The organism is Fibrisoma limi BUZ 3, from assembly GCF_000296815.2.
In the GTDB taxonomy this organism is placed as follows: Bacteria; Bacteroidota; Bacteroidia; order Cytophagales; family Spirosomataceae; genus Fibrisoma; species Fibrisoma limi.
This window is the reverse complement of sequence record NZ_CAIT01000006.1, coordinates 149,219-165,594: the sequence shown is the minus strand read 5'-3', so window position 1 is coordinate 165,594 and position 16,376 is coordinate 149,219. Positions and strand designations below refer to the sequence as shown.

At 52.7% G+C, this 16,376-nt stretch carries 10 protein-coding genes; 3 read left to right on the top strand and 7 right to left on the bottom strand.

Annotation, left to right across the window (positions count from 1 at the left end; genetic code table 11):
• Positions 1-33: 33 nt before the first annotated feature.
• Positions 34-1,218, bottom strand: a complete 1,185-nt coding sequence (locus BN8_RS08575; protein ID WP_040005651.1) for an efflux RND transporter periplasmic adaptor subunit — start codon at positions 1,216-1,218, stop codon at positions 34-36.
• A 334-nt stretch (positions 1,219-1,552) separates the two neighbouring features.
• On the opposite strand from BN8_RS08575, the gene BN8_RS08570 reads away from it, so the two are divergent.
• On the top strand, positions 1,553-2,386 hold the full coding sequence (locus tag BN8_RS08570; RefSeq protein WP_009281442.1) for an SDR family NAD(P)-dependent oxidoreductase: 834 nt from the start codon (positions 1,553-1,555) through the stop codon (positions 2,384-2,386).
• Between the two features lie 55 nt (positions 2,387-2,441).
• A complete protein-coding gene (locus BN8_RS08565) occupies positions 2,442-3,368 on the top strand; it encodes a helix-turn-helix domain-containing protein (protein WP_009281441.1) in 927 nt (308 codons plus the stop codon).
• 47 nt (positions 3,369-3,415) lie between these two features.
• Here BN8_RS08565 and BN8_RS08560 read toward each other — a convergent pair whose 3' ends face one another.
• The 6 genes from BN8_RS08560 to BN8_RS31595 form a co-directional block, all read right to left on the bottom strand.
• The gene (locus BN8_RS08560) at positions 3,416-7,051 is read right to left on the bottom strand and encodes an ABC transporter permease/M1 family aminopeptidase (protein ID WP_009281440.1); all 3,636 of its coding nucleotides are present in this window, start codon (positions 7,049-7,051) and stop codon (positions 3,416-3,418) included.
• A 66-nt stretch (positions 7,052-7,117) separates the two neighbouring features.
• Positions 7,118-7,474, bottom strand: coding sequence for a diacylglycerol kinase family protein (locus tag BN8_RS08555; protein ID WP_040005650.1), 357 nt, complete (start codon positions 7,472-7,474; stop codon positions 7,118-7,120).
• Positions 7,475-7,991: 517 nt separating this feature from the next.
• Positions 7,992-8,498 carry a class I SAM-dependent methyltransferase gene (locus tag BN8_RS08545; RefSeq protein ID WP_202806386.1) on the bottom strand — a complete coding sequence of 169 codons (507 nt, stop codon included), beginning with the start codon at positions 8,496-8,498 and terminating at the stop codon, positions 7,992-7,994.
• Positions 8,499-8,604: 106 nt separating this feature from the next.
• Positions 8,605-12,195, bottom strand: a complete 3,591-nt coding sequence (locus BN8_RS08540) for an ABC transporter permease/M1 family aminopeptidase (RefSeq protein ID WP_009281437.1) — start codon at positions 12,193-12,195, stop codon at positions 8,605-8,607.
• Positions 12,192-13,094 carry an ABC transporter ATP-binding protein gene (locus tag BN8_RS08535; protein WP_009281436.1) on the bottom strand — a complete coding sequence of 301 codons (903 nt, stop codon included), beginning with the start codon at positions 13,092-13,094 and terminating at the stop codon, positions 12,192-12,194. Before BN8_RS08535 ends, BN8_RS08540 begins: the two co-directional genes overlap by 4 nt.
• Before the next feature lie 492 nt (positions 13,095-13,586).
• On the bottom strand, positions 13,587-14,621 hold the full coding sequence (locus tag BN8_RS31595) for an OmpA family protein (RefSeq protein ID WP_192579035.1): 1,035 nt from the start codon (positions 14,619-14,621) through the stop codon (positions 13,587-13,589).
• 638 nt (positions 14,622-15,259) lie between these two features.
• On the opposite strand from BN8_RS31595, the gene BN8_RS08525 reads away from it, so the two are divergent.
• Positions 15,260-16,330 carry a sensor histidine kinase gene (locus BN8_RS08525; RefSeq protein WP_009281434.1) on the top strand — a complete coding sequence of 357 codons (1,071 nt, stop codon included), beginning with the start codon at positions 15,260-15,262 and terminating at the stop codon, positions 16,328-16,330.
• The last annotated feature ends 46 nt before the right edge of the window (positions 16,331-16,376 follow it).

Sequence of the window (16,376 nt, the reverse complement as noted above, 5' to 3'; positions counted from 1 at the left end):
AGAACCCGAAAACCTTTCGTTATATGAGATGGATTACAAAGCTGAGGTTAGCTGATTGGTGTCTTTAGCCACGAGTTTGGGCGTAATAACATCGCCGTCGTGCAGTCGGTCCAGGCCATCGCGCACAATCCGGTCGCCGGGTTTAACGCCTTGACTGATCAGGTAGTAGTTGCCGCTTTTTCCCGCAATCTGAAGCGGTCGGCTCTCTACCTTGTTGCTGTCGGCCACGGCAAAGACAAAGACGCGATCCTGGCGTTCAAAGGTGGCTTCCTGCGGCACGACAACGGTTTCGCCGTGCGGCTGCGGAATCCGAACGCGACCTGTAATGCCCGACCGTAGCAGGCCCTGTCCGTTGGGAAACACCGCCCGGAAGCTGATCGCGCCCATCGTCTTGTCGAACTGGCCGGACACCATTTCGATCCGACCTTTCTGGCTATAGGCACTGTTATCGGCCAGCAACAGATCCACCGGCGGAAAGCGCTTGATCTTCTCGGCCATGCTGCGACCCGGTGCCTGTTGCGTGAATTGCAGGAAGTCAACCTCGCTCATCGAGAAGTACGCGTACAGTTCGCGAACGTCCGAGATGGTTGTCAACGCCTGCGGCTCCGCGCGGCCCACCAGACTGCCCGGTTTGTACGGCAACCGACCAATGTAACCATTGACGGGGGCAGTAATCAGTGTGCGGCTCAGGTTCGTCTGGGCCGTGCTGACGGTTGCCCTGGCCTGCTCAACACTCGCTTTGGCTGCGTCATAGGCCGACTGAGCGGCTTTGAGCTGCACGTCCGAGATGACCTTGTTCTGAACCAACGGGCTCAGCCGGGCCACTTCGATAGCCGCCTTGTCCATGTTCGCTTTGGCGGCCAGCAGGCTAGCGTTGGCGTTGCTGAGTTGCTCGCGGTAGCTGCGTTCGTCGATGCGGAACAGCGGTTGCCCCTTTCGAACAGTCGCACCTTCGTCGACGTAAATCTTTTCCAAATACCCCTCGACCTGCGGCCGAATGTCGACGTTTACCTTACCTTCCAGCGTAGCCGGGAACTCCTGGTACGTGGTCATGGAAGCGGTTTGTACCTGAACGACGGGCAACGTTGGTGCTTCGGCAGCGGCCGTCTGGCTTTGCTCTGCCGCCGAGCTGCAACCAAACAGAACTAAAACGGGAAGGATGAACAGTGTGGTTTGTAGAAGAAAAGCCTGTCGGAGAAGGTGGTTGACCTGTTTCATAGTGATTTGTTGTTTTGGCTGGGTAAAGTGGCTGGAACGTTGGAGACCATACCCGGTAGTAAAGATTTGCATAGCGTAGACAACCGGCGATTGATGGCCGTTGACAATGCAAAAGAGACGGCTACGCAGGGGGTGGGCAAGTATAGATGACGTACGCAGGGAAAGGCAGGACGAATGCAATTGGTCCTGTTTTTTTGGATTAGCTTTTGGTAAGAAGCCGCGTTAGTGGGCGGGCTTATTTACCCCGTTTCGGCTACAACAAACGACAGGTTGGCTACTTTTTACGGCTCCGGTCTGTTGACCTTTGTCGGGTATTTATAGCGACGACAAAACGATGAATCAGCAAAAAACGTGGTTTGTCACCGGCACCTCGAAAGGCCTGGGACTGACCTTAGTAAAACGCTTATTGGCAGCCGGCCATCAGGTTGCCGCAACGACCCGCAATACGGCTGCCTTACTGGAGGCTTTAGGTGAACAGCCCGAACATCTATTGGCTCTGGCGGTTGACCTTACGGACGATACCAGCGTAAAACAAGCCGTTGCGCAAACCATCCAACGGTTCGGTCGCCTGGACGTAGTGGTCAACAACGCAGGCTACTCGTTGGTCGGGAGCCTCGAAGAAATGACCGACCGGGAGTTTCGACAAACCATCGATGTGAATCTGTTCGGAGCGGTTAATGTTATTCGGGCGGCTATGCCTCACCTGCGCGCCCAGGGTTCAGGGCACGTTATCAACATCTCCTCCAACGCCGGCTACGTAGGATTTGCTAATGCAGCCAGTTACAATGCCGCCAAATTTGCCATCGTTGGCCTTTCGGAAGCACTGGCCCTGGAAGCACAACCGTTTGGCATCAAGGTTACCGTAGTGGCACCGGGGCAGTTCAGAACCAACTTCATGGACGAAGGTTCCATGCAGTTTGCCAGGAATAGAATTCCGGCGTATGGACTGGACAAAGCCGAGGAGTTGTGGCGGAGCTTCAGTGGTAGGCAGGCGGGCGACCCGGAAAAGCTGGCTGGTATCCTGATGGATCTGGTTACTTATCCGGAACCTCCGCTGCACCTACTGCTGGGAGCGGATACGTACCAGTTGATCACCGAGCATCGCGAACGCGAAAAGCAGGAGATTGACGCCTGGAAACACGTAACGTTATCGACTGATTTTGACTAACAGCACCGGCAGGTATCAAGCATAGCTGCCTGCCGGTACCAACGCTTCTTAAGCTATGAAACCATCACTGGCAAAACCATACATCATCCACTCCATATCCGAACTGCACCGCTTACTGACGATCGGCAAACCGGATAATCCGCTGGTGAGTGTGATTGACTTTTCGGAAATAACCTGTTTTTCGGATGAACAGCTTCGCAGCGTCGTTTATAACTTCTATTGCATTGCCCTGAAAAAGAATTTTGAGGGTAAGATGCGCTACGGTCAGAACTCCTACGATTTTGACGAGGGGGTGATGACGTTCTTCTCACCGGGTCAGGTAATTACAACGGACATTGTCGACAATCTGAGATTATCGGGCTGGTGGCTGGTGGTTCATCCTGATTTCATTCAGGGTTCGCGGCTGGCCGGAAAGATCAAGTCGTACGACTACTTTTCGTATGCGGTCCACGAAGCCCTACACCTGTCCGACAAGGAAGAGACCATCCTCGATTTCATCGTCAGCACGATCAAACAGGAATTGCGTTCGGCTATCGATGCGTACAGTCACGACATCATCACGTCCCAGATTCAGTTGCTGCTCGACTACTGCGACCGTTTCTACAGCCGGCAATTTATGACCCGTAAGGTCGTGAACCGAACGTTGCTGATACGCTTCGAGGCATTGCTGTCGACGTACCTGAACAGCGACCTGTTGCCGGAACTGGGACCACCCACCGTGCAGTATCTGGCGGAACAATTGGCTGTGTCACCCCATTATTTGAGCAGCCTGCTACGGTCGCTTACGGGACAGAACGCGCAACAACATATCCACAATCACCTCATTGACAAGGCCAAAGAGCTGTTGACGACCACAGAGTTGACGGTGAGTGAAGTTGCGTATCTACTCGGCTTTGCCCACGCCCAATCCTTTAACAAATTATTCAAAAACAAAACCAGGCTATCCCCGCTTGGCTTCCGCAGCACCCATCGGTTCAACTAAATGATTGATAAGCCTGCCGTACGCTTACTACAAGCGTCGAGCCGAGATCAGTTCTGAACTTTCACCCCCTCTGTGTTATCATCCATCTCCAGATCGATCAGCAGGTGATTGGGGTCGATGCCGGCACGGGTCGGCTGGCGCGGCACCGTCACTGAGATTGTCTGCCTGCCGGAGCGGATACGGTGTTTCTTTAGGTAGAGGGGCTGGTTGGACTGGTTGTCTTTTTCCGTGGGGCTAAAGACCCCGATCTCTATCCAGTCATTCATCGGCACCGGTTTCTCAACCCCCATTTCGTCCACTATCACTTTACGTGCCTGCACGGTTAGGGCTACCTGCCAATCACCTTTCTTAGTCTGCGTCGCCGTTGCTTGCTCGGTCTTCAGTTCCCAGAAGGTATTGGTCGCGAAGAGATCGTTCAGCAGGTAGTGCAGTGAGTCCGGCGTCACAGCGTTCAGTTCTCCGTAAAAATCAAGCGTCGTTGGCAATGGCGGGCTTGCCGTGTAACTACGAAGCAGCCGCCTGAGTGCATCATTGACACGGTCTTTTCCGATATAGCTTCTGAGCGCGTAGAGGGCGAAAGGCCCTTTACGGTAATTCATGAACCTGTTGCTGGCCCGGAGCAAAGACGGAGCTGCCCGGGACCGAGGCACTTCGTACTCCTGTCGCATCTGGGACAAATACTTAAGCAGATGCTCGTAGCCCAGCGTTGCCTCCACTACCTGCATCGCCGAGTACGTAGCCAGGCTTTCAACAAGAAACCCGACTCCCTCGACCGCTGCGGGGACGAAAGTAATGCCCCACCATTGGTGGGCCACTTCATGCGCCAAGATGTGATAGGGCAGATCGAGACCACCCGCCTTTGGATTCATCAGTGAATACCCTTCCTGGTAATCAATCGTCATCGGCTCGGCGTGCATACCACGGCCGGGGCCCGGCCGCTCCAGCACCCGGAAATGACTGTAGGGGTAAACGCCAAACTCCTGGCCGTAATACGCCAGCGAAGCTTGTGCGCTTTTCACCATGCGCTCTACATTGGCGTCGTGTGCCGGATGATAAAAGACCTGGATAGTAACTGGTTTCGCTGTATTTTTTGACTCCTGAACCGAGTTCCGGGCAACCGGCGAAGGAGGCACCCACTGTGCTTCCCGCACGCCGTATCTCGCCGAGAAAAAGGCATACTCATTGAGGATTGGGGCGTTGGTCACGTAGTGGAAGTACCGACGGTCACCTTTCGTCCACGTACGCGTCAGACTGCCGGGTGCTACCGCGATCTGGTCCCCGACAGTTCCCACCACCGCTTCAAAATCAATCAGTCTGGCATGATCCGCTTCATATCGGGCTGCTACATTGTAGAGCGATGACCTCTCCGCATGAGGAGGAAGTCCATACTTCTGCCGGTCCTGGGCATTGCGGAGACGGCGGTCGTTGTCATACCCAATGACCGGCATCCAGTCATTACTGTCAATATGCGACCCATTGGCGACAACCGAGGCATCCACGCCATCATTACTGAAACCAGTAGGCTTTATATGCACCTCAACGTTCATTTGCACGGAGTCGCCGGGCTGAAGCGGATTCTTCAATGAATAAATGTGATAACCAAGTTCGGCGTCAGCCACAACCGCGGAAGCCGCGCGGTCGAATGAAACGGCTTCGATCCCATCGTACAGAACAGTAGACAGGTGAATGGAGTCAATAGGGACCTTGCTGCGATTCACCAGATGATACGTGCCCCGTATGTCAGCCGTTTGTTCGTCGGGGTAAATCTCGACGTGTAACTTCGCACGCGTCAGTACGGGTCTTGCAACATGCATGTACTTACCATAACGGCGTTCATAGTCCGCCCGCATCGCCATCCGATCCGCGTTATTCAAATACACATTCAGTACGTTGGTATTATAGAAGATGAAACCACCGGAAACTACCACTAGAACCACGGCTATCAGCAAAGCGGGTCTATGTTGACTGAACCGATGTTGCGCCAGGTGAAACCGCGCGTTAAGACCACCTTCTTTGCTTCGTGTCCAGAACAGCGTCGCTAACATAGCCAGGAGAAACGCCCAGGATGCCCAGTACATTTTGAACCACAGCCACGGTTTCATGAACGGCCCGAAGCCGCGCATGTCACTGTATGACCAACCCGTATCGGATGCGTAAATCAGCAGCTTGTGTTCAACCCCGAGCATCGACGCGAAAAGTATGAAACCGTATGCACCCATTGCTACCATGTGCCCGATGTATTTTTGATTCACCAGTACATGAATCACGAAAACGAGCAGCGCGAAGAGGAGGTAGTTGGTAAGCTGTATGCCGAACAGGGCCCTGAGGTATACATCCATCTCGAAATGATAATACCCCATTATGAGCTGGTTGATGATTCCCGCTACCATCAGAAACGCCACCCAGGTGACGATGAGTAGAGCAAGCCCCATGAATTTGCCCAGAAACAGGACCGACTCAGGAACGGGCGTCGTGTCGGAAAGTTCGTTGATTCCTGCCTCACGTTCGCTCCAGACGAGTTCACCGGCGTAGAAGATGGTGAGTAAGGGAATGACGATCCAGTGTGTCTGGTAGCTGCTCAGCGATGGCGTTAGTATCCGTAGCACCTCCTCCGTTCGGGCAAATAACGGCACGCCAAACCACTCCATGTATTCGGTCGCGAACAGACCCGTACCGATTGCTAAAACGGCTACGATTGTGAGGCCGCCCCAGCTTTTGGCAATTGACCTGAACGATGCTCCCGCGATCGCGAAGGTCTGGCGTATATGCGTCCGGAATACAAAATAGCGAGAGACATCCGGTACGTTAATCAGGCTAAAGTCATTGCCATGTGCCTGATTGGCAGGATGCGTGGATGCAGGTCGGCTCCCAAACAGACGCCACTTCCTGACGTCGGTAACGTGGCTCAACTGAAACCGGAAGTACGTGAACGCAAGCGCCCCTATCGCTAAGCCAAACCACGTAACACGGCTCCCAAGCCAGGTTCCTTCCAGGCCGATCAGCCGTATGTTTTTGTCGATTGGCGTCCAGCCTTCCATGTCCTGGATGATGGTGATGCCGAGCAGGTCCAGCAGGCTCCCGAAAACCTTCCAATCCAGCTTAAATCGAAGCGTCGTGCCAATAAGATGGGAGACGATAATGATTACAAGGCTCCCCATGTAGCTGGTGATGGCCCGACCACTCAAAGCTGCGAAGGCAAACTGAATGGCCGTAGCGGCAATGGCCATAGGCAAGGCAATATATGCGTAATTGGTTACGTAAGAGGCAAGTCGAAATTGATCGATCAACTGCGTTCTTGCACCAGGGCCATAAAAGGAGAAAACGAACCCGGTATAGAGGATCAACATAATCGAAACGTTCAGTGCCAGTGCAGCCAGAAATCGCGCCCCCAGATAATTAAACTTGCTTACGGGCGTCGTATACGTAAGCGGATGCATTCGCGTATGTCTATCGCGGGTCGCGGCATCTCCGGCAACGACCCCACCAATCACAAGCCATAGCGCACTTCCGAAAATGGTAAAGAAGGCAATGGTGCTGGGCGAATTCAGATAGGTTCCATCGGTGGGCGTGCCTAGTCTGGGGAGGGTAAAACCAAACAGAAACAACACAGCGAACAGCAGCCAGGTCGATACATACCGAAGCTGATACGTAACCTCAAAACGAAAGATTTCCCCGAATTTCATGGTTATAGGTTATGGCAAAGTGGTAGAGAGGATGGCAGGGAGGGCCGATTGGCGTCGTTTCCGATGTCAGACTAAATAGGGCAGGTAAATAATCAGGGCACACACTATTGCGAAGAGGCATATGATGGTCACGGCTCCCGAAGCCAGGTCTTTTGCCTGACCGATCAACGGATCATGGTCCTGAGTAACCCGATCCGCTAATTTTTCAAGGGCCGTATTGAAGACTTCTGCCATCCAGGCCAACCCTATCAATAGCAACGTAATGAGCCATTCCGTGCGGCTGACATGAAGCCAATAGTTTACCACGACAACCCCAGTAGCCGCGGCCAGATGAACGTACATGTTAGGCTCATAGCGAAAAGCGAACCATACGCCACGTAGTCCGTATTTATAGCTGGCGATGTGTTTTCCAATACTGTTCATCTTCCGGTAGTTTACTGTTATTCCAGGACGTGTGATAAGTAGACAATTCCATAAGTTATGAAGCAAACGATCCTTCTTCCGTTTAGCGGTGTCAGTATATTCTGCTTATCCAGTTTATCCTCGAAAGAGAAAACGGCAATGAGCCAAAAGATGACCGAGACCAAAATGTCCATGAAATCAAACCGCCCCCTGGTGAAATGCAATAATTGACACAGCTCCAGACCAATACAGAATACGAGCGGAATGACTACGCAGTTGATTTGCCGGGTTTTCTGCCGGATGTAAAATGGCGTTGACGTAAGCGTTATACAGAACACCCATAAGCCTTCTGGTAATGAGTAGATTACGAGATCGTGCAGTGGTAAAGAACCCGTAATCGCTTTCTTTAACGTAGCGTAACTATCGAATGAAATCGTACGAATGAGAAGCTCATTAACAACCGTCTTTTCTGTTCGATAGAATAAATAAATGAACAGGCTGACGAGCAATGATGCGCTGATAAGGCAATACCGCGTTCTCACTTTTTCTGGTAAACTAAAAGTTTGAAATAGGATACCGCGCCCAAACGAACGTCTTTCAAAAGCGTGAACCGGCTGATCATCGCTAATTCATGGAGGTGAAAAACCGATTTGAAGTGAAGCGTTTTTGCCATAATCCCGAAAGCGTGGTCTACATACTTAAGCCAGTTGTCCGGCGTAAAATGATTGAGAATGAAAATTCTTCCTTCGGGCTTTAACACTCTGAAGACTTCTTCGAGTAGTCGGTCAGGGTTGTCAACGACGGCAATCACATGGGACAGTACAACGTAATCAAACTGCTCATTCTGAAACCGTAGTGCTTCTCCATCCATTTGCAAAAGCTGCACACCTTTATGCTTTCGTTTGCCGGCAATCCTGAGCATCGCTGAAGAGGTGTCGATACCGGTGATGGTATGTTTTTCATAGAGGTGCAGATGAGCGCCATTGCCGACCCCAATTTCAAGCAGGTTACCCCTGGGCAACGTATTGATTTCATCAATGAGCACACGTTTCTGAGGCTTCAGAAAAACATCGACCAACGGGTAAACGAAGGCGAATTTGTTGTAGAACGAGTCAGTCGATATACTCACCATTGTTGACGTTATGTAAGGCTCATTTCTCAATAGTCACCTCCTCGATATTGTCACCCTCTTCCCAGTCGAGCAGGTTATACGGGTCGATGCCGCCCCGCGCTGGTTTTTGTGGTACGGTCACCGTGATGGTTTGCCGGCCGGAGCGGATGAAGTGCTTCTGGACGTACAGCGGTTTGCCCAGCATTTCACCGGATTGGGCGGGGGCGAAAACGCCAATTTCCACCCACTGATTCACCGGCACTTCAGTATCAACACCGGCGCTATCGGCAACGACCTTGTGCGACTCCACCTGGAACGTCACCTGCCAGGTACCAGCCGCCGTTTGTTTTCCCGTGGCTTGCCTGGTGTCGAACGTCCAGCTTGTATTTCGCTCGAACAGATCAGCCAGCAGGGGTTTGAGTGAGTCCGGCGTGACGGCCTGGAGTTCCCGGTACATGTCGATCGTCGTGGCCAGAGATGACGCTTTTTTTGCAATAAGCGTACGGAGCGCCCCATTCACACAGTCCTCGCCCACATATTCGCTGAGGGCGTTCATCGCGTAAGGACCTTTCCGGTAGTTTGCCCAGGGATCCATGGCCCGAAGCAACGGCAATCCCGTGCGCATTGGTGGCCACGGGTCCGGCTCACGCATGATGCTCATGAACCGTCGCAGCGCTTCCCTGTCTTTTTCCTTCTTTACGAGTTGCATAGCCGAGTACCAGGCAAGACTTTCGGATAGAACCCCTCCCCCCTCGGCAAAAGCGGGCTTGAGCTGCATACCCCACCATTGGTGTCCCATCTCGTGCGCTACGATCTCGAAGATGGCGTCGAAACCGTTATCCTGCGGATCGAGTAGAAAAAAGCCTTCCCCGCCGGTGATCACACCACTCCCATCGACACCCATACCCATGAAGTTTCCGGGCTGTTCAACAAGTTGAAGGAAGCGAAACGGATACGTTCCAAACTGCGCTGAGTAGTAGTTCAGGGCCGCTCGTACACTGCGGAGCAGGCGCTCCAGGTGCTCCCGATGTCCGGGGTGCACATAAACCTGGAGGTCAACATGTTTCCAGCGTTCGCGATGCACCGCGTAGTTGGCGGAGAAGAAAACGTCGCGGCCGTTGATCGGAGTGACGCTGGCATAGTGGAAGTAGCGTCGCCCGGCTTCGCGCCACGAGCGACGCAGTACGCCTGGTGCCACCGCTACCTGATCGGCATCAGTACCGATGGTCGCTTCGAAAGTTGCCGGTGCGTTTGCCGTTACGCTCGGATCGACGTCACCAGGGTCGGGCAGCGTGATCTGCCGGGGCAGACCATACTTACGTCGGTCGTCGGCACTCCAGAGCTCGCGCATGGGCTGGTAGCCGATGATCGGCAGGGCATCGCCCGTGATGTAAGTGCCGTTCTCGAGAATTGCCTGGCCTGCTGCGTTCGTACGGAGACCACTGTTGCGAAAGCCCCGGGGCTCAAACTCGACGTCGAAATGTAAGGTCAACGAGTCGCCGGGCTGAAGAGGCTTATCCAGCGCATAGATGAAGTGACCCAGCTTATCATCAGCTACCACTACGTTGGCCGAACGATCGAAGGACATACGCGTCCTGACGTAGAAAGCCGGTTCCAGGTGTACAGCGCCGATGGGGACTGCACTACGGTTCACCAGCCGGTATCGTCCGCGAATGGTTGCCCTGTTCTGATCGGGATATATCTCGATCTGAAGAGTCGTCGCTACCCGGGTCGGCTGCGGAATCCCCTCATACTTCCCGTAGAGCCGCTCGTAGTCGGCCCGGCGCTGTACTACGTCGTCGTCGGTGACGTACTCGTTAAGCCCGTTTGTGTTGTAGAAGATATAGCCCCCCAGGATGAGAACGAGCCCCACTCCAATCACGGCGAAACCGGCTGTTGCCCCCCTGAAACGAAGCCGCGCGATTTGCAACCGTCGGCTAAAACCAGACTCCCTTCCCCGTACCCACAGTAGCCTCGCTACGACAGCCAGCAACAGAGCCCACGCAGCCCAGTACAGTCTGAACCAAAGCCACGGCTCAATTGAACTGAAGCCGCGCATGTCGGAGAAAGACCATTCCGGACCGGATGCATACACCAGCAGGTGGTGCTTAATACCGAGGTACGACGAGAAGACCATCAGCAGATACGTAACAAGCGCAACCATCTGCCCCACGTATTTCTGGTTCACCACCGCCTGCACCGTCATGGCGAGGGTGGCAAATAATAGATAGTCGGTAAGTTTGAACCCAAGCAGCACCTGCACGTAGCGCTCAATCTCGAACTGGTGGTAGCCCTTTATTACCTGAACCGTAATGCCAACAACGGCGACGATTGCCATCAACGCGGCCAGGATTAACCCAAGACCGATGAGCTTACCCAGAAAAAGCACCCACTCCGGCACCGGCGTCGCATCGACCTTCTCGCTCAGTCCGGCGTCTCGTTCCTGCCAAACCAGTTCGCCCGCATAGTAAATGGTGAAGAGCGGGACCATTATCCAGTAGTTTGTTGGCGATGTCAGAACACCGGTGAGGTGCTTGGTCAACAGATACGATGTTCGCGGCAGCAGGGGGATGCCCCAGTGCTGCGACTCCACCAGCACCACGAACGTCAGCAGCATCGGAAACACGATCAACAGGAAGAGCCCCCCAGGACTCGCTGCAATCATACGGAATGAGCTTTGGGCAACCGCGATTGTCTGACGCAGGTGCGTTGCGTATCCGAATGACCGGGGAGCGTACGGAACTGAGATGGCCGCCGACCTGGTAGCTACGGACGACGCAGCTTTTGTAGAGAACCGTCGCGTAAGCCAGGCCCACGGGTCGGTGACAGTACGATGCGTAAATCGAAAGCGCCAGTAGAGGAAGCTAAGCGTTCCGAGGGCGATGCCGAGCCAGAGCAGGCGATTCAGGAGCATGGCACCTTCGAGGGTGAACAGACGAACGTTCTTCTCAACGATGGTCCAGTTCGACATCATCTCATTCATGATGGCCATGACGCCGATGGGGTCGGCCAGCAGCGCCCGTCCGTGCAACCCGGCCATATACAGCGTGAGTGTGACGGGGTAGGAAAGAAAGAACAGAAGCAAACTACCGAAGTAGCTCGCCATTGGTCGGGCGGTAAACAACGCTACGGCGAACTGGAACGTCGTTGCAATGAGCGCGTTCGAAAGCGCAATGTATCCGTACGCTGCGAGATAGGCCGCCGGACGAAACGGTCCAATGATCTCGGGATTGGCTCCCGGGCCATACACCGCGAGCAGGCTACCCACCTGCACCGCAAGCAGAATAAGCGCATGTAGCCCAAAGGCAGCCAGAAACCGGCCACCGAGATAGTCGGTTTTACGGATCGGGCTCGTGAACATAAGCGGGTGCATCCGGGTTTGCAAATCCCGGGCAGCAGCCTCACCGGATATGGCCGGTGTGAGCAGCAACCAGATCTGACAGCCGAACATCGAGACGACTGTGATGATGAACGGCGAATTGAGAATGAAATTCTGGGGCAGCGTAACGGGCAGAACGGCCTCTCTCGTAAAGAAAAAAGCAAATACCATCAGCACCGCCATGGATAGCCACGGCCAGGGCCGACGTATCTGGTACGCAAACTCGAATCGAAAAATCGCCCAGAACTTCATACAGCAGCATCCGGTTTACGGGTTCCAACATGGCCGGCCATTGTTGCAAAGTAGACATCCTCGAGGTCAGGCTGCACGGGTTCAAAATCCGCCGGGGTTTCCTCGCTGTAAACATGAACGACCGTGCGTCCGCCCAGCAGTTTGGTTGAAATGACCGTATGCTCGCGCGCCAGTTCATTCTTCTGGATGATCTTTCGCCAGATTCGTCCCTGTAAGGCTTCCATCGCCTTCAGCGGTTCGGCCTCGTGCAGGATCTCGCCTTTGTTAATGATTGCCATACGGGTGCACAGCTCGCTGACATCGTCAACAATGTGGGTCGAAAGAATGACCACACTGTTCTCGCCAAGTTCACTCAAGAGGTTGAGGAAGCGCACCCGCTCGGCCGGATCGAGACCCGCCGTCGGTTCGTCAACGATCAGTAGTTTGGGGTTTCCCAACAGGGCCACCGCCACCCCGAAACGCTGCCGCATACCACCCGAATACCCTCCCAGCTTTTGTTTACGGACATCCCAGAGGTTTACCTTCCGGAGCAAGGCCTCAACTACTTCCTTACGCGATCGACGTTCAGCGAAGCCCTTCAGAATGGCAAAGTAATCGAGCAGTTCTTCCCCCCTTGCTTTCGGATAAACCCCAAACTCCTGGGGCAGATAACCGAGCGTCTGGCGCACTTCGTCGGGCTGATTCACTACGTCGATGTCACCGAGCCGGATACTGCCCGCATCCGGCTCCTGCAACGTAGCCAGGATGCGCATGAGCGTCGATTTGCCCGCCCCATTAGGACCAAGCAACCCGTACATACCCGTTGGAATCGTGAGTGTTACGTTTTTGAGTGCCTGAACCGCCCCGGCGGAACGGCCATTGGAATAGGTTTTCGAGATGTTACGTATTTGTAATTCCATTGCTTCACTGGTTACTATTAGATTGTGTTCGCCGTACCAGGCAACTGTGAATCTCTTCTGTAGCTCAGCCCGACTAATCGTATATTCTCCCCTTTTTCGCCCTAACGGCGAGATGCTCAGTCATCTATGCTTCTAAAAGTACTTTGTGAAACAAAGTACACAAGAATATTTTTTGATCATAAATTGAATGCTAGTGGTTTCAACACCTCTAACCACCAAAAGTACTTTGTAAAGCAAAGTAAACAATTTGACTCTCAAAAAACCAAACTAACGCTGATTTTTAATTTATCAGAGCGGATATGTGCAGACCGCCAAAGGTTGCCGATCAGGCGTTAAATCTTGCTATATCGCTTTGTAATCAACACGTTAACACAGGAAGGATTCGCCTTTTGTGGCGTAGTTCATTCGGCAAACAGTTGGTGTCAGTTTCGCTTAAGCGTAAGAATTCGAAGTGAGCAAAGACGTTAGTCAGTTATTGTAAAATAATCGTCCCTATTTTGTGAAAAACCGGATGACAACTCGCCGGTTCTTCGCTTTGTTTTCCTCCGTGTCGTTGGGAGCGGCCGGTGCATCGGGACCTTTCCACGACGACGAAAGCTGATTTGCGCCAACCCCTTTTTGTCGCAGATATTGTGCGACTACCCGCGTTCGGTATTCTGACAGCGTCATGTTCAGACCCCGCTTACCAACGTTGTCCGTGTAGCCGGTAATCCGACCCAGCATATTATGCCGGTTAATCATTCGCCAGGCAACGGAATCTAATTTACCCTTTACTTCGCTGCGCAACGAGTAGTCACTTTGGTTAAAATACAAAACGGTACTGTCGAAGTACGTTGCCTGTTCGATTTGGTTGCCAACCAGTTCTGATTGCTCTGGGTGACGTATCCAAAATGCTTTGACATTAAGACCAGGTTTTATTCGGAAGGTTTCATCAGCCACAACACGTCCATCTATAGTTGTAGCCAGCAATTTATAGTCTTGCCCTGGTTTAAATCCAAGCCATTCAAAGTATCGAATTGGTCTGTCATGTCGGGAGATAAAATTCGCATTAGTAGCATATCGAAATTCATAATAAAGTTTTTGCTTAATCGGTACGTCGTATGAAGCCGCCAGTACATTGTAAAGTGGTAGTAGCTTGATCTGGTACAAGATATCGACCGCTTCTGATTGACCGACGAGTAATTCTCCACGGTAAGTTTGAAACCCGTCGGCGCGGACTTCGAATGCGATCGTATCCCCCGGAGTCAGCCGGGCAAAAGAAGGCACTTTTGCTGAATCAACCTCAATGCATTTCGTGCGCCCCTGCCGCGGATAGGTGAAGCAGATCATCGCTGGAATTCGTTTGAACGTTCGGGCATGTTGTACCTGAAAATACACGTTTCGAGTTTTACTCAAGCCAGATGGTTGAGCAGTTGGTCTACCAATGGGTGGTTGGTAGACCTTGGCTACCTGCTGCGAATCACGGTTGATTACAGGTACCGAAATCACGAACTGGGCATGCTTATCGGTCTTCCCGATTATATTCACAGGTACAGTTGTCGTAGGATACCCCTCGGCCGCAAACGACAACGACTCGGTTGAATCCGAGACCTTGAACGTAAAATGGCCGGCAGCATTACTCTCGCCAACCTTCTTTAGTTTACCACCAACCAAAGCAGATATTCTAACTTTCAGATCTACTCCGGTAGTAACGTCCCAGCATGTTCCACTGATCGTTATTGTATCCGCCGGTACCAACATTTTATTGGGCAACATCCCAAAAGTAGTGAGGTCAACAAGCCAAGAAAGTATAGCCGAAAGCATAATCATAATTCAGGCTCAGGAATGAGAGTTAGCTTATTAACTGGTTGATATAAAGTAGTAGATATAAAGTATCCAAAACAATTCTTTGAACAGACCATGGCAAAGGCAGATTACGACTGACAAACAAGTCGTATTTCGACTGTCAGGGAATAATTAATGCTTGCGGTTGGTTGCAATAGATACTCAGCCACGTCAGCGTAGTATAATGAATCATAAGCAAAGTAATATCGAGACCGTACTAATATGGAATACATGTCATATACAGTCAAACGCCGGACGAATGCAATTGATCATTTAAACTTGGGCGTTCCAAATACTCGTCTTTACTTTGTTCATTCACTGGCTTTTAACCGGCCGTGCGTATGCTACAGTCCCTTCAATCCTGCCCCAAACAGCGCTGGCTTCAGGAAATTCTGCTGTTTCTGGGCTTCTTCACGCTTAACTCCCTGACCTCCTGGGAGCTAATCAACTCCCGGTCGTTGCTGGGTCAGGAGCTTGCTTATTTCTGCCTGCTCTACAGCCACGCGCAGGTCCAGCGTTTTTTCGTACTGCCCAAGCTTCTCGATGGGCAGCGAATGCGTCGATATGCCGCGCTGTCGGTAGCGATTTTGCTGGGGTTTTCGGTCATTTTGATGCAGGTCAACGAATGGTTGTGTACCGAGGAAATCAAGAAGGAATTCGCACCGGGGCTTATTTATCTCTACACGTTGGCTACGGCAACGGTCAGCTTTCTCCTGTTCAACGTCCCGTTACTGGTCAATCGTTTTTTCCAGCAACGTCAGCAGCAGGAGCAGTTTAAGATGTGTATGCAGGAGATGGAACTGAGCGTGCTGCGTTCGCAACTAAATCCCCATTTTCTGTTCAACACGCTGAATAACCTCTACGGGGTGAGTCTGCACGAACCGGCCCGCGCCCCGGACTTAATCATGCAGCTTTCGCAGCTTCTGCGCTACCAGCTCGACAGCACCCGCCGGATGTGGGTACCGCTATCCAATGAACTGGAGTTCCTGGAGAGCTACGTCGCGCTGGAAACGGAGCGGGTCGGTAGCCGCTGCCATGTTCATGTTACGGGCCTGACGAATCAGGAACCGGATAGCTACGTCGTGGCCCCGATGCTGCTGATGCCCTTCGTCGAAAACGCGTTTAAACACGGCACAGCCGGAATCAATAACTGCGAGGTTGCCATTGAGGTGCGAATTGACAACGAAAAGTTACACCTGCACGTAGTCAATTCGGTGCCGACCCGGGCCAAGGCACCCGTTTCAACCGGCGTGGGCCTGGACAACACCCAACAGCGGCTGGATATGCTGTATCCCGGCACGTATCAGCTTGACATCCAGTCCTCACCGGATCGTTACATAGTCGATCTGACGCTGCCGCTCCAGCGTTTGTCGACCAGGAAAAGCATCGGTACGGAGTTGGTCGAAGCGTAACTACTAAAGCCCAGCCTGGAGCGGTATTTTCGACAGCCCTGGTCGG